At 65.9% G+C, this 14391-nt stretch carries 11 protein-coding genes and 1 pseudogene; 3 read left to right on the top strand and 9 right to left on the bottom strand.

The window, feature by feature from the left end:
• Positions 1–32 precede the first annotated feature (32 nt).
• The 4 genes from MPSD_RS21165 to MPSD_RS21150 form a co-directional block, all read right to left on the bottom strand.
• Complete coding sequence (locus MPSD_RS21165) at positions 33–668, bottom strand: DUF732 domain-containing protein (protein ID WP_020732315.1); 636 nt, start codon at positions 666–668, stop codon at positions 33–35.
• A 59-nt stretch (positions 669–727) separates the two neighbouring features.
• A complete protein-coding gene (locus MPSD_RS21160; RefSeq protein ID WP_086085034.1) occupies positions 728–2410 on the bottom strand; it encodes a patatin-like phospholipase family protein in 1683 nt (560 codons plus the stop codon).
• A 36-nt stretch (positions 2411–2446) separates the two neighbouring features.
• Positions 2447–3373: an Rv3090 family protease gene (locus MPSD_RS21155; RefSeq protein ID WP_086085033.1), complete on the bottom strand. Its 927-nt coding sequence runs from the start codon at positions 3371–3373 to the stop codon at positions 2447–2449.
• A gap of 160 nt (positions 3374–3533) precedes the next feature.
• Positions 3534–4997 (bottom strand): protein adenylyltransferase SelO, encoded by a 1464-nt coding sequence (locus MPSD_RS21150; RefSeq protein ID WP_020786402.1) that lies wholly within the window; start codon positions 4995–4997, stop codon positions 3534–3536.
• A 79-nt stretch (positions 4998–5076) separates the two neighbouring features.
• Between MPSD_RS21150 and MPSD_RS21145 the strand changes: the two genes are divergently transcribed.
• The 3 genes from MPSD_RS21145 to MPSD_RS21135 all read left to right on the top strand — a co-directional run bounded on the left by MPSD_RS21145 (position 5077) and on the right by MPSD_RS21135 (position 6907).
• The gene (locus tag MPSD_RS21145) at positions 5077–5475 is read left to right on the top strand and encodes a DUF4267 domain-containing protein (RefSeq protein ID WP_012393410.1); all 399 of its coding nucleotides are present in this window, start codon (positions 5077–5079) and stop codon (positions 5473–5475) included.
• Positions 5476–5483: 8 nt separating this feature from the next.
• Entirely contained in the window at positions 5484–6311 is an 828-nt protein-coding gene (locus MPSD_RS21140; protein ID WP_086085032.1) for an LLM class F420-dependent oxidoreductase, read from the top strand.
• A gap of 209 nt (positions 6312–6520) precedes the next feature.
• Positions 6521–6907 (top strand): DUF2750 domain-containing protein, encoded by a 387-nt coding sequence (locus MPSD_RS21135; RefSeq protein ID WP_020786403.1) that lies wholly within the window; start codon positions 6521–6523, stop codon positions 6905–6907.
• Between the two features lie 21 nt (positions 6908–6928).
• Here MPSD_RS21135 and MPSD_RS21130 read toward each other — a convergent pair whose 3' ends face one another.
• From MPSD_RS21130 to MPSD_RS21110, 5 genes and pseudogenes are all read right to left on the bottom strand, one after another.
• A complete protein-coding gene (locus MPSD_RS21130) occupies positions 6929–8740 on the bottom strand; it encodes a sulfatase-like hydrolase/transferase (protein WP_086085031.1) in 1812 nt (603 codons plus the stop codon).
• The gene (locus MPSD_RS21125; protein ID WP_036426377.1) at positions 8733–9182 is read right to left on the bottom strand and encodes an SRPBCC family protein; all 450 of its coding nucleotides are present in this window, start codon (positions 9180–9182) and stop codon (positions 8733–8735) included. The genes MPSD_RS21130 and MPSD_RS21125 overlap by 8 nt, the downstream gene beginning before the upstream one ends.
• 113 nt (positions 9183–9295) lie before the next feature.
• Positions 9296–10969 carry an amidohydrolase gene (locus MPSD_RS21120; protein ID WP_020786406.1) on the bottom strand — a complete coding sequence of 558 codons (1674 nt, stop codon included), beginning with the start codon at positions 10967–10969 and terminating at the stop codon, positions 9296–9298.
• Positions 10970–11032: 63 nt separating this feature from the next.
• Positions 11033–12457, bottom strand: a pseudogene (locus MPSD_RS21115) (phytoene desaturase family protein).
• Positions 12454–14271: a DUF3556 domain-containing protein gene (locus tag MPSD_RS21110; protein WP_036427188.1), complete on the bottom strand. Its 1818-nt coding sequence runs from the start codon at positions 14269–14271 to the stop codon at positions 12454–12456. The pseudogene MPSD_RS21115 and the gene MPSD_RS21110 overlap by 4 nt, the downstream one beginning before the upstream one ends.
• Positions 14272–14391 lie beyond the last annotated feature (120 nt).

The raw sequence follows: 14391 nt of genomic DNA, 5'->3' as shown, positions 1-14391 counted from the left end.
GTGCATTGTGGGTGAGGGGGATGAGCCGCCTTTTACGGGCAATATGTGCGCATCGAGATGTCGACGTAGTCGCCAGCGTGGTTGCTGAGGGCCGGATTGCTCGAACGAAATGCCGCGACGATCTCGTCCACAGTGAGCCCACGACGGAAGTTCTCGCACACCAACTTGCCGTTGTAGATCGCTGCGTTGGGATTGGCGAAGGAGATACCCCGGTCGTTGAGCGCTGCGATGTAGGCGCTGTCCTGCTCAGGAGTTGAGGCGATCGTCGTCGTGGTGGTTGGGGCGGACGTCGGCGTTGGCGCAATCTGGGTGACCGACCGCGGCTTCGAGGCCTTGCCCGGCGAGCTCTCCGTGGACAGGGCCCAGCCACCGATCACGATCACCGCCGCAAACCCGAGACCGAGCAACAGTAGGGCCGCGGCCCTGGCCAAGGTGGTGCGCCAGGACTGGACGAGCGACGCCGGTTCAGCAGCAAGCTCCTCGCCGCGACCATCGGGGATGTCCGGGACATCGGGGAGGTCTGGGCCGGGGTCGCGGACGTCGCTGACGTCCTGTTCGCGCGACCAGGCCGTCTCGACCGTGTCGGTGGGTGCGGGACTGGGGACGGCTGCCGTCTTGTCGCCGTCGAGTGCGGCGGTCTTGTCGGAAGCCGGGACCGGCTCGGCCATGAGGGCCATGGTAGCCATCGACTCCGTCACCCGATGCGGGCCAACGGCGGGCGCCCGCTTTATGTGAGGTGACGGTCACGCCACCTGGCGAATCGGCCCGTCGGTGCGTGTATCGCCGCCATCACCGAGCTCATCGATGAAGCCACCGAACTCGCGTGCTCGGCGGGCTCGGCGACCGGCGGTCCATCACCCTCCCACCACGTCGGCCGCAATAGTGCCGTCGTCACCGGAATCGCGTCCTCGACGCTGCTGCGGCCCCACTCGTAGGCACGGTCGATGACGCCGGCCGAGGGGGCCAGGTTGATCGGTGACAGCGTCGGCTGGAACCTGACCAGGTGGTCGGCATACGGCAAATTGCGCACCATCTGCAGCTGGATCGCCTGGGTAATCGGGGCCAGCCACATGTGCCGGGAGTCCCACTGCGGATGGAAGCAATCAAAGGCCAGGTAGCACGCGTTGCGGGTGCCGAGCTTTCCGTCACGCACCCGCTTCCACGCCAATTCGACCGGCACGTTGCTGGCCGCGCCGCCGTCGACGATCGCCGCGATGTCTTGGTCGGCGCAGAGGGCATCGAGCATGTCGAGCATGCGGTCATCACTGGTTTCGTGGTGCAGCACGCCGGGAACGGCAGACGAAAACGACGCCGCGTCGACGACGTCGAAGTCGCGATCGGGGTCATCGCCGCTGACCACGATCGGTTTGACCACCCGCAAGTCGATGAAGGCGGAAACCTGCCACATTCGGGCTGCGACCAGCGGGCCGATGCCGATGGGCTGGAAGGGCAGTGAGCGCAGTTGCAGCGCCGCCAGTTCCGGACGGCGAAACCGGGATGGCAGTGCGGAATACGGTTGCTTTCGCACGCCGGAGACCACGACATCGAACGGAATCGTCAGATCTGACATGCGGAGCCGGATGTTGTCTTCACGGCTGAGCAGCGATAGCGCGAATTGGTCGAAGCGCAGGGCGAACATCCCGGCCAAGCCGTGGCGGCGGCGCAACCGCTCGGGGCCCAGAATGGCGCGATAAGACACCGTCTTGGCCCATTCCACATAGTCGTCGATCGGCACCGGCAGGCAACGCGCCACCAGACTGCCGATGATCGACCCGAACGACGACCCGATCATGTAGTCAGGCGTTTGGCCGGCCTCCAGGAGGCGCTGGATGCCGCCGATGTAGACGAACCCCGCGCCGCCCCCGCCGCCGAGGATGGTGACGAGCTTCTTGTAGCCGACTTCGGAGTCCAGTTCGGCCGCAGAGAAGTCGCTGCCGTGGCGTTCGATCAGCACTCGCCGTTGGTCGTCTTGGTCGGCGGACAAACCGTCGAGCGCGGTGCGTGCGGCCTTGAGCGCGGTGATCGGATCTGGCTCTTCGCGCAGCGGTCCATACAGGGTGTCGCTGACCCGGGACCGCCACGGAGCGACTTCGGCGCCCACCGAGATGTCACCGCGTCCGCGGCTGCCGCCCGGACCCGCGGCTCCCGGTTCGAAGTCGGCGAGTCTGGCGAAGTTGAGGATGTAGCGCAGCTCCTCGTCGCTCAACACGCCCGGGTTGGCCAGGTGCTGCCGGATCAGCCTGCTTTCCATCTTTTGCAGCAGCTGGGCCGGCTCGGCCGATGGGAGATCGACGGTGTCGAGGGAATCATCGATGTCCTGAGTCTCGGCATCGATCTTGTCGACCAGGTCCAGTGCGGCGTGACGGCGAGCAAAACGGCTGCCTATCAACTCGGCGAACGGAATGTGCATCAGATCAACCCTCTCATGGCGATCATCTGCGCATGGCTACCGTCCGGGGGGCACCGAGACGGTCGGCAGAGCCGAGCTGCCCGGCCAGCAGCCCAGCGGGCTGATGCCCTTGTTGATCGCGGCCGTAATGCAGTTCTGCACCACAACGTTGGGGTCGTTGCTGATTGAGCGGGACAAGATCTCGTTGGCCTTGGCCTTGGCCTTGGCCTTGGCCTTGGCCTTGGCCTTGGCCTGAGCCTCGGCGGTGCGCTGCGCCTCCACGGCGATCGAGGTCTGCGCGCGCTGCTGGTTGAGCTGGTTGATCTTGTCCTCGGTGCCCTGGTCGTACTGGATGGTCGGAACGTTGACGTCGAAGATGTCGACTTGGCGGCCCACGTCCTGGCGCATGATGTCGGCGGCTCGCTTGGCCAGGTTGGGCAGAGGGGACACGTCCAGGTTTTGCGGGTCCAGTGGGTTGAATGCGGCGAACACCTCGTTGAGGGCAACCGACAGATTCCGCTCGATGAGGTTGACCCGCACGTTGTCGAAGGTTTTGTACTGCTGGAAGAGTTCGGGTGCGGCCGACTGCTTGAGCTGCCAGCGGATACTGACGTCGGCCAGGGCCGTGGATTGGTTGCCCAGCCGCACGGTGATGCGCTGGTCGCTGTTGCCTTCCTTGACGTACTTGTCGATCTGCACCGCGCCGTCCAATTGGTGGGTCATCTGCCAGGGCCATTTGCCGTGGAAGCCGTTGTTCAGGCTCACCCCGTTGGGGCGGCCGAAGGTGGTGACGATCGCGATCTGCCGGGTCCCGACGATGGTGAAGCAGCCCATCAGGAAGAACAGGACCGCCGCCCCAAGGGCGCCGAGGGTCACGATCTTGCCGCGTAGGCGCGCTTTGTCATTGCCGGCGAACTTCCACAGCAACGCCGCCACGGCGGCGCCGATCAAGCACATGGTCAACATCACGATCTCCCACGTCATCCCTACGCTCCTTCTCCCGCTCGGGTGATGCCGATCGGGCGCGGCATTGCTCAGTTGGGTTCAGCCAGGCCCAGCCAGGTGCGGCCGGGTACGTGCAGACTAGGCGTTGGCGCGACCTGGCCGGGTGCAACGCCCGAGAATGTGGCGTCCGCGGCGGGCTTCAGGTGCCGCAGTAGGTCCGGTAGGCGCCGAAATCCTCAGGCGCCGGGCCGGCGTAGCGCTCGAGCCCAGGCCTTTCGACATAGGGGTCCGTGACCGCATCCAAGAGCCGGCGGAACGGATCGAGGTTGCCGTCGGTCGCCGCGGTCAGAGCCTCCTCGACGAGATGGTTGCGGGGGATGTAGATCGGATTGACCCCGTCCATCAATTCGGCATCCGGCCCCAGGTTCTGCCAGCGTGACAGCCAGTCGTCGAATCCGCTTGGGGCGTCAAACATTGCGCGGGCCGCGCCGCCATCTCCACGGGCCGCTGCCGCCAGGTGCCGGAAGAACGAGGTGTAGTCGACCTGGCCCTGCCGCAGGAGCTGCAGCAGCTCGTCGGCCAGGGGCTTGACCACCTCGGCCTCGGTCACCGCCGGCAAGCCGAGTTTGGCTCGCATACCGGAGCACCAGACGGCGTCGTAGCGGGTGCGGAATACCCCGAAGGACTTCTCGGCGAGGGCGATGCCCTCCTGCATGTCGTCGGCGAGCAGCGGCAGCAGGGCCTCGGCAAAGCGGGCCAGGTTCCAGCCCGCGAGGACGGGCTGGTTGGCGTAGGCGTAGCGGCCCCAGTGGTCGATCGAGCTGAACACCGTTTCGGGGTCGTAGGCCTCCATGAAGGCGCACGGCCCGTAGTCAATGGTTTCGCCCGAGATGGTCATGTTGTCGGTGTTCATCACCCCGTGCACGAACCCGATCAACATCCAGCGCGCCAGCAGTGCGGCCTGGACCGCGACCACCTCTTCGAACAGCGCGAGGTAGGGGCGCTCGGCATCCGCGGCGCCGGGGTAGTGGCGGGCGATGGCGTAGTCGGCGAGGCGCCGCAGCAACTCGACGTCGCCGGTAGCGGCCGCGTACTGGAAGCTGCCCACCCGCAGGTGGCTACGGGCGACCCGGACAAGCAAGGCGCCGGGCAGTGGTGTCTCGCGCTGAACCTGGCGCCCGGTACCCACGACGGCCAGGGACCGCGTTGTCGGGATGCCCAACGCGTGCATCGCCTCGCTGACGATGTATTCGCGCAACATCGGCCCAACCACGGCCAGGCCGTCGCCACCGCGGGCGAACGGGGTGCGCCCGGAGCCTTTGAGGTGAATGTCGTACAGGCGCCCATCGGTATCGGCGATCTCGCCGAGAAGCAGGGCGCGGCCGTCGCCCAACCGCGGGACGAACCCGCCGAACTGGTGCCCGGCGTAGGCCTGCGCCACCGGAACCGCTCCGCTGGGTAGCAGACTGCCGACCAGGAACCGGACTCCTTCGGAACTGCGCAACCACGTGGAGTCGAGTTTGAGCTCGCCCGCCAACGGTTCGTTGAGCACCAGCAGCCGCGCGTCTGGCGGCACCTCGGCCTGCCAGCGAACGGCCAGCTCCGGCAAGTCCCGCAAGAAGTGGCTTTGCAGAGCGATGGTCAGATCCGGTGCAGTGCTCATCTCACCAAGCTTACGGACGGGTCAGCCACTCGGGCGTGTCCATTCCCTGTCGGATGATTACCTCCTAGGCTTGCGTGCCATGTCGATCGATCGTGCCGCGCTGGTTGCGGGCAGTCTGCGTTGTGCCTCCGGTATCTCATTTCTCGTCGACCCGGTACGGGCGAACCGGCTTTGGGGTGCGGGTGCGCAGGAGTCGTCGCCGACGGCGCGGCTGCTGTTGCGGTCGATGGGCTATCGCGACGCCCTCATCGGAGGGCTGCTGGCGACAGCTGCGGTGCGCGGCAAGAACACCCGTGGCTGGTTCCTGGCTTCGGCTGGCGCGGACGCAGCCGACCTGCTCGGCGGGATCAGCGTGCATGACGAGCTGAAACGGCTACAGCAGATCGTCGCCCTCGGCGGCGCAGTCGTCGGTATCGGAGTGGGGCTCTGGGGTGCCGCGCGGCCGGCCACCGAAGCCAGTGCGTCCCAACTCGGGTAGGAGCAAGCATGCGTGTCGGAGTCCTGACGTTTGTCACCGATGAAGGCATCGGCCCTGCGGAGCTGGGCGCGGCACTCGAAGAGCGTGGGTTCGAGTCGCTGTTCCTCGCCGAGCACACTCACATCCCGGTAAACAATCAGAGCCCGTATCCGCCCGGCGGGCCAATTCCGCGCAAGTATTACCGCACGCTGGATCCGTTCGTGGCGTTGACGGCGGCGGCGGTGGCGACCGAGTCACTCGTCTTGGGCACCGGCATCGCGTTGATCCCCGAGCGGGATCCGATCGTGACGGCCAAAGAGGTGGCATCGCTGGACGTGGTGTCCGGCGGGAGGTTCTGCTTCGGTGTGGGTGTGGGGTGGCTGCGAGAAGAAGTCGCCAATCACGGTGTTGATCCGGCGGCGCGAGGACGGGTCACCGATGAGCGGCTGGGCGCGATGATCGAGATCTGGACCCAGGACAACGCCGAATATCACGGGAAATATGTCGATTTCGGCCCAATTTGCTGCTGGCCGAAGCCGGTGACCAAGCCCCATCCGCCGCTGTACATCGGGGGAGGGCCGGCAAGCTTTGGCCGCATCGCCCGCCTAGGTGCCGGATGGATCGCGATTAGCCCGTCGCCGCAGCTGTTGGCCGGTCCGCTCGAAGAACTGCGCTCGCTGGCCGGTGAGGACGTGGCGGTGACGGTGTGCCTGTCGGATGAGACGAAGGTCAGCGACCTCGAGGGCTACCTGCCGCTGGGGGTCGAACGAGTCCTGCTGGGATTGCCGACCGAGCCTCGCGACCAGACGTTGAGATATCTTGACCAGATGGAATCCGAACTGGTCCAGTTGGGATAAGACCGCAACCCAGTCAAGTGTGGGGGCAGGCCTCTGTCTGCGCAAAGTGGTTGTGGTTATTCAGATTTCGTGCCGATACCCGGATCTGGACGGGATCTGTAGCCGTGATGCGCCGAAAATTATTGTAATTTGCGTAATTTCGGTCATTCATGCTGAATTGTGCTTATATTGCTTGACTTTCGTCGGGATCGGCGAGCTAGGGTGGTGGCGTGAATCTCCACTTGAACGCGGACCTGCAAGCCCGCTATCACCGCTTCGTCGAAAGGGTGCGCACATCAGGCGAACTCTGGGTGCTGATTGGACCCGAGGCGCGGGGAGCGTGGGTCGAATCGAACCACTACGTGACCGAGGACGACGAGCCCATCCCCGTGCATCTGGTCTATTCGGCTGCAGCCTATGCGCGCCAGCACGCCACAGGGTCGTGGGCGGCATACGAGCCGGCGGCGTTGGAGCTGGACCAGTTCCTGGCCGGGCCGCTTCAGCACATGCACCAGAGCGGCGAGATGCTGGGCCCCGACTACAACGCCGATCTCGCGGGAGTCGAGATCGAGCCCATCGACCTGGCCCGTGCCCTGCTGGGGGAAGAGCAGCCGTAGCCCGCGCAGTGGAGCCGTTGGCTAGCTCCCGATTCGGCCCAGCAGCCGACGAATCGGGCCCTGCGACTCACCGGTCTCCGGCTGTCGATTGGCATAGGGCCACGGCTGGTTGCGCTCCGGCACCGACGAGGCCCGCTGCTGTTTGAGCTGCATCCGCAGATGCTGACGCAGCTCATGCAACTCGGGGTCGGTCCAACGATTGTCGGTCTCGATTGGATCGGCAGTCAGATCGTAGAGTTCCCACTGGTCGTCCACCGGGTCGGTGCGATAGGTCTCGCCGCCCACACCGTTGCTGGCCAGGTGACGTACCCCGGGCTCGGTCCAGGTTGCCGGGTCGTCAAAGGTGCGCACCAGCTTCCACAAGTGGCCGGCGCCTCCGGGGGCGTCGGAGTCCTCGACCCGCACCACCAGCCCTTCGAAGTTGGCGGCCACGTGCGCGGGCAGCTTGATGCGCAGCGGCGCTGGGGGATTGACCGTGCGTCCCAGCTGTCGGGACAGCAGCGATGCGCCGGTGTCGCCTTCGAGCACGTTGTCGCGTGTCATCAGGTAGATCGCTCGATCTTCGTCGGCGGGGGCCCCGTCGACCACCGCCATCAGATCCCGACCGGGCAGCGGGTGCACCTCGGTGAATGATTCGGCAAGGTTTGCGGCGACGGCCTCGGTGTCGATGCCGGCCGCGCTAAGCAGCGTCGGCACCAGGTCGACGTGCGATGTTGGGGCCGAAACGGTGCGTGCCGTGGTCGCCTCATTGCCGACTCGGGCGATGACGAACGGGACCCGGGTGGCCTCGTCGTAGAGGTTGAACCACTTCTGATGCAGCCCGCCATGAGCCCCGAGCAGATCACCGTGGTCGGATGTGCGTACCAGGACGGCGTTGTCGGATCCGCCCTCGGTCACCGCGCGGCGGACCCGGTCAATCGGCCCGTCGTTCTCGGCGTGCAAGCGGTAGTAAAGATCGCGGTAGCGCTGCGCGTTGCGCTGGTAGGTGCGCTTGATCGCCGGTGCCACGCCGTATCCGGTGTAGTACGCCTGCCGGAATGCGATCTGTGCGGCCGGCTTTGTTCTCAGGTCCTCGTCGGCGGTGGGTGGTGCCGGCACATGTGGGGGGTCTAGGTGCGACGGCTTCAACGGGCCGAATCGCACCCAGGCCGGGAACAGCACCACGTCGTGCGGGTTGATGAAGCTGGCCACCAGCAAGAACGGACGCAGCGCCGCTTCGTCGCCGGCACGGCGGCGCGCATAGCGGTCCTCGAGCCACGCAACAACTCGATCGGCGATCAGCGGGTCACGACGGAAACCGCTGTTCGCGTTGCCCGCGCCATGCGGCTCGGGGCCCACCCAGCCGGAAAAGCCGTACGGGCCGAGCGGGTCGGCGTCGAGGTAGCGCTGTACGGCCGCCGGGTCGATCTCGCCGTCGTCGTCGTTGGTGGCCAGCGAGAGGCCGGTGTCGGGGTCTTCCAGATCGGCATGCGAGATGTGCCATTTGCCGTCGTAGTGGGTGTCATATCCCGCCGCGCGGAACCAGTTGCCCAGAGTCGGTACCTCGCCCGCCCGCAGCCAGCGCAGCCGGGAGTCGTCGAACCGTTTGCCGATGCCATCGGTTTGCGTGACACCGTGCAGGTCGGGGTACTGGCCGGTGAAGATCGTCGGGCGACTCGGCACACAGGCCAGCGATCCGGTGTAGTGCCGGGCGAAACTCACCCCGTGTTCGTCGAACCAGCGACGGCCGGTGAGGGTGCGCTGCCGCCAAGCCAGGACGTCGGCCGACTCGTAAGGGGGAACCGCGCGCTCCTCGTCGGTCATGATGATGACGATGTCGGGCCCCTCAGGCATGCGTTTTCTCCAATCGGCTCGCCAATCCGGCAAGCATCGCGTCGGACTGCTTGGCCAGCACGCGCAGCGCAACCCGCTCCGCCATCTGAGCCAGCCGGCTGGTCCCGACCTCTACCGTGCTCGTGAGATCCACGATGGTGGCGTTACCGCTTCGGCGCAACCTCCAGTGGTTGGCGACCTTGCGGAGGCGGTTGGGTAGGCCCTCGATGTCATAAGCCAGCGAGGTGGGCGGGTCGAACGCGGTTATGCGTTCCACCAGGGTGTTGCGGCCCACCTGTACGCGGCGGGTGGTGCCCACCGGCTCCCCGTCGGGGCCCTCATTCAACACGCACGAATGGTCGATGCCGTCAGCCCACGTGCTCAGGGCGCCGAAGTCGGCGAGTACGTTCCAAATCGCCTGCGGCTCGGCCACTATGGTCCGGCTACGGCTGATATCTGCCACTCAGCCATCCAACACTATGCGGCAGGCTCGCGCGCCAAGTTGGTCTGTTCGCGTCCTCGACGCGGGACGCGGCCGCCGTTGCCCGGCCGGGTCGGCGATGCGGCGGCGCGGGGTCACGATGGCAGTGATCGGACCTGCCCCTCGAACACCGTTCCCCAAATGGGGAGGTCTTTGAGGCCGTCGACGCCGACCTGGTAGGGGTCGTCTTCGAGGACGGTGAAGTCCGCGTACTTGCCGGCGCGGATCGATCCGAGGTCGTTTTCTTTGCGCATGATCCAGGCGGCGTCGATGGTGATGGCCCGCAGTGCGGCGTGCAGGCTTATCCGCTCCTGCGCGCAGTTGAGGTTGCCGTTGATCGTGATCCGTCGGGCCGCGACCCAGGCGAGGGTCAGCGGGGCCAGTGGCGCCATGGGGCAATCGGAATGCAGGCCGAACGGGACGCCGAGGCGTTCGAGTGATCCCAGGCGCACCAGCTCGGCGCCGCGGTCGCTGCCGAGCCATTCCGAACTGTAGATATCGCTGAGTAGGTAGTGGTAGTAGGGATTGGCGGAGACCACCATGCCCAGCTCCCGCATCTGCAGGTTCTGTTCCTCGGTGGTGTAGCCGAAGTGTTCCAGGACGGTGCGGTGACCGATCCGGGGATGGATCCACTGCAGGTGGCGTACCAGGTCGATCAAGGCCTCGGCACTGAGGTCGCCGACGGTGTGGGCGTGCAGTTGGTAGCCCTCCCGCCAAAAGACCTCGGCCCAGGTCCGCGTGACTTGCAGCGGGGCCATCCACATCCCGGTGTGGCCGTCGAGGTAGCCGGGATACCCGAACTGGGCCATTCCGCTGAAGATCGCACCGTCCATCATGAGTTTGAAGTGGTGGTCAAATCCGACTCGTCCGGAGGTCATTTGCGCCCACTCCGCGACAACGGCCACGGCCTCCTGCGGGGTGACACCGCGGGCCAGGAAATCAGAGATCAACGGGGTGAGCACGATCCTGGACGGTGCGTCGATCTCCCGCGAGATCCTGTTGATCAGCCGGATCTCGTTTTCCGGATTGCCCATGCTGCCGACGCCCATGTCCAGACAGGTCGTGACGCCGGCTAGGTGGACCATGCGGAAGAAGTTGGCCATGCCTTCCCCATACCGGGCGGGTTCGAACAGGAGTTGCGGCAGGCGGCTGGCGCCGACCAGGGCCATTGCGCCGTTCTCCCAGAAGCGTCCGCGCTCCCAGTCCACCTCGGGAAGATCGGCGAACTGCTGCTCGCTGAGCCCCATCCAGTCGATCGCGCCATCGTTGGCGATCAATTCATGGAACGACCGGTGCCAGAGGATGACGGGCCGGGTTCCGAACATCGCGGTCAGCTCGGGGCGCCCGATCGGCCCGTGCCAGAGCGGGTGGTAGCCCCAGGCCACGAACGGCACGCTCCAGTCCGGGTGGGCGTCGACCAGTTCCCGCAACTGCGTGCGGAACGCGTCCGGGGTCGTTGCGCCGGCAAAACGTCCGGTCGGCAGGTTCCAATCCGCGGGAGCGAGGAACGGAAACTGAGTAAGCACCGCAGGCAATGAGGGGTGCACGTGCGGGTCGATGAAGCCGGGAAGCACCACCTTGTCGGACAGCCGCTCGTCGACCACGTATTCGTGGCGGTTCAGCCAGGGGCGCATCGAGTCCAGCGAACCGACGGCGACAATCCGGCCGTCGGCCACCGCGACCGCGGAGGCCTCCGGTAGTGAGGGCGTCATCGTCAGCACCTTGCGGGCCGGGAAGACAGTGATCGGATGCGTGGGGCCCTCGGACATATGGCCAGCTTGCTCCACGGGCTCACCCCAGCGGTACAAATCAACGAAATCGGCGGCCGTCGGCTATTTCAGTTCCGCTAGAGCTAGTTTCGCCGCATTGGCGCCACACATGCCATGGGCGCCCGGCCCCGGCGGCGTCGCGGCCGAACAGATGTAGGTGCCCGGCACCCCGGTTCGATAGGGCGACAATGTCACCCGCGGCCCAAAGGTCAGCTGGCGGATATCTTTGGCGCCCGTCATGATGTCGCCGCCGACGTAATTCGGGTTATATCTGGACATCTCGGTGGTGCTGCGGACGGTCTGCCCGACGATGTGCTCCCGGAATCCCGGTGCGAAACGCTCGATCTGCGCGATGATCGCGGCGGTGGCGTCGCCGGTGTAGCCGTTGGGGACGTGTGCTTAGGTCCACAGCGGATGGATATTGCCGACCGAGCGCTCAGGATCGGCCAGGTACTGCTGCCCGACCAGAACGAATGGTCGTTGTGGCATCCGTCCGGCATGGACCTCGCGTTCGGCGGCGGCGAGCTCGGCGTAGGGGCCTCCCAGATGCACCGTCCCCGCCCGGCGGGCCTGCGGGTTGGTCCATGGTACGGCGCCCTCGATGGCGAAGTCGACTTTGAATGCGCCTGGCCCGCGCCGCAATTTGTTGTAGGCGCGGGCAATCCGCCCGGGCATCCGGTCGCCGAGGATGCCGGCGACGGCGTCCGGCGCGAGGTCGAACATGGTCACGTCCGCCGGTGGCAGCTGCGATGCCGTCTGTACCCGTACGCCCGTTTCGATCTTGCCGCCAAGCTCGTCCAACGTTGCCACCAGCGCGTTGGTGATTGACTGCGAACCGCCGGCCGCTACTGGCCAGCCGTGCCGGTGGCCTGCGGTGATGATGCCCAGGCCGATGGCTGAGGTCATCGGGTAGTGCAGTGGCCGAAACGCATGCGCGGCAACGCCTCCGAACAATGCCCGGCCCTGGTCGGTGCGAAACAGCCTGGCCAGCACCGAGGCGGGAAGCACCGTCGGTGCACCGAACCGGGCCAATGTGATCGGGTGCCCGGGAATGCTCAGCAGCGGACCCATGATGTCCTCGGCCAGCATGTCGAATCGTTGCGAAGTCCAATCGAACAGGGCCCGCCATCGGCGACCATCGGCGCCCAACCCGTCGGCCGTCTGGCCTACCGAACGGTGCAGCACGCCCGCGCTGCCGTCATCGAGCGGATGCACGCAGTCGATATCGGGCAGCAGCCAGCTCAGGCCGTGGCGGTCCAGGTCCAGGCCGGCGAGGAACTCCGAGCCGACGGCCATCGGATGGATGGCCGAACAGTGGTCATGCACCAGGTCGGGCACGATGGCCTCGCTGCTGCGGGCACCGCCGCCCACCTCCTCGGCGGCCTCGAGAACGGTGACCTGCAGTCCGGCTTTGGCCAGGGTGATGGCGGCGGCGAGCCCATTGGGCCCGCCACCAGCCACGATCGCGGTCTGCGATGCACCTTTCATGCCAGCGCCCCATGCTCGCGGTCCTGCCCGTCGCGGATCCGTTCCCGCCTGCCGCCGAGCGACCAGGTCACCTGCGTTGGGATCGGGCCGTTAGGCAGCCACGGTTGCTCGGCCACCGCATCGGCAACCTTCCAGGTGCCGCGCTCGAGCACGCCCAGGGCCGAGTCGATGACCTTGTAGTGCTGCACCTTGCTGCCCCAGGCCTGCGACTCCACCCATACGACGACGAGTTCACCGGGCTCGAACGCGGCCTGTGTCTGCATCGCCGCGATCAGATCTTCGTTGTGCAGGTGACCGTCGCCGAAGTTGAACCCGATCAACGAGTTGCAGATGAACTCGCCTTCCCGCACGGTGCGGGTGTCGATGTCGGGCAGGTTCTTCAGCAGCACCGAGAACAGGCCGCGGCCCTGGCTGTGCATGCTGCGCCAGGCGATCGAGTGCTGCATCGTGATCTCCGCCCACTGCGGCTCATAACCGAAGTCGATGAACTGGTCGAGCTGGTTCTTCGACGACCGGGTGACCTTGTTGAGTTTGTGCTCGGTGCCCGGAGCGAAGGCCCATACCGCGGAGACCCAGTTGCCGGCGTATTGGCGCATGGACGGCAGGAAGGAGACCTTGTCGGGCCGGAAGTTGCCCAGGATCGGGAAGAACAGCAGTGCGGCGACGATGGCGGCCAACAGCCATGGCGACGACATGGAGGTCACGCCGTAGCCCTGCCAGGCCGGGAAGTCCAGGAACAGAAAGATCGTGGCGTAGGCGAACAGCACGTTCCATTCCAGCGGGACCGCCAGCGGGAACGTCGAAATGATAAACAGGTGGAACGACACCATCAAGGCGGCGGCCGCCAGGGTCAGCCACTTGTTGGTGGAGAACAACAGCGTCAGCGGGGCGAGGACTTCTACCGTGGTGCCGGCGGCGTGGGCCATCACCTCGGCAAGCCGAGACGGGCGCAGGTCCCGCGGAAAATTGCGGTAGTGGGCCCGCTTGAGCCACCTGAACGCAATGGCCGGGCTGTTGCTCACCATCGGGGGGATGACGTTGGCGAAATGCTTGCCGAACTTGGATGCGCCGGCGCCCACCCATACGACAATGATCAGTAGCTTGAGCGCGATGATCATGTCCGCGAAGTTCGCGAATCCCAGCACCGCGAAGAAAAACATCGCCGGCAGATACTGCTCGCCGCGGGCGCCCAGGAAGATCGTCTTGTCGCGCAGTCCCACCAGGACCAGCAGCACCATCGGCGCGATCAGCAGTGCGGGACTGACCAGGCCGGATGTGTTTCCGGGAAGCGCCGCCGACAGCGAGTCACTGGGCACGCCGGGCGAAAACAGCGCAACCGCCACACTGACCAGCAGGGCGACATAGAGCGCAACGTCCAACAGAGTGCGCCGGTCGCCCTTGGTGAACGGCACCCATTTCCATGGCCGCAGCCGGATGGTGCCGGGGCGGGCCCAGAAACGAATGCCGCCGGTCATCGGCTTGATCTTGCCGGCGAGGGGCCCCCAGGAACCGGCGACGCCAATGGATTCCAGCAGCACCGTCCACAGTATGACCTTCTGGTACACAATCGGTTGGTTCCACCACGCGGCCACGTGCAAGAAGGCCGGCAGCCCTGAGGTCAACGTGGCAACGATGACCCCGCCGAGCGCGTAGCCGAAGATGAGCTTCAGGATGTAGATGGCATGCACCATCCGCGGCGACGGGAACCCGTATTCCACCCAGCTCTGGGCGAGGATGCGCCCCCGCTCCATCAGCGGTTTGCGCAGGAATGTGTCCGGATCAACGTCGGGAAAGCGTGGTTTGAAGAATCCCATCGCAGTGGCTCCTTGATTCATTGAAACTTGTTTGGTCAGGTCGAAGGTGGATCGGGACACCGTACGAATCAGGTGATGTGGCCCACACCGTCTCGACCGGATGAAATTGCTTGTTCGCAC

The sequence above is a fragment of the Mycobacterium pseudoshottsii JCM 15466 genome, assembly GCF_003584745.1.
Classification (GTDB): Bacteria; Actinomycetota; Actinomycetes; order Mycobacteriales; family Mycobacteriaceae; genus Mycobacterium; species Mycobacterium marinum.
Note: the sequence above shows the minus strand (reverse complement) of the source record. Positions and strands in the feature narration are given on the sequence as shown.

Bases quoted from the DNA above. Each gene is read 5' to 3' on its own strand.
- MPSD_RS21160 (WP_086085034.1), bottom strand. From the start codon at position 2,410: ATGCACATTCCGTTCGCCGAGTTGATAGGCAGCCGTTTTGCTCGCCGT.
- MPSD_RS21140 (WP_086085032.1), top strand. From the start codon at position 5,484: ATGCGTGTCGGAGTCCTGACGTTTGTCACCGATGAAGGCATCGGCCCT.
- MPSD_RS21150 (WP_020786402.1), bottom strand. From the start codon at position 4,997: ATGAGCACTGCACCGGATCTGACCATCGCTCTGCAAAGCCACTTCTTG.
- MPSD_RS21145 (WP_012393410.1), top strand. From the start codon at position 5,077: ATGTCGATCGATCGTGCCGCGCTGGTTGCGGGCAGTCTGCGTTGTGCC.
- MPSD_RS21130 (WP_086085031.1), bottom strand. From the start codon at position 8,740: ATGCCTGAGGGGCCCGACATCGTCATCATCATGACCGACGAGGAGCGC.
- MPSD_RS21110 (WP_036427188.1), bottom strand. From the start codon at position 14,271: ATGGGATTCTTCAAACCACGCTTTCCCGACGTTGATCCGGACACATTC.
- MPSD_RS21165 (WP_020732315.1), bottom strand. From the start codon at position 668: ATGGCCGAGCCGGTCCCGGCTTCCGACAAGACCGCCGCACTCGACGGC.
- MPSD_RS21120 (WP_020786406.1), bottom strand. From the start codon at position 10,969: ATGTCCGAGGGCCCCACGCATCCGATCACTGTCTTCCCGGCCCGCAAG.
- MPSD_RS21155 (WP_086085033.1), bottom strand. From the start codon at position 3,373: ATGACGTGGGAGATCGTGATGTTGACCATGTGCTTGATCGGCGCCGCC.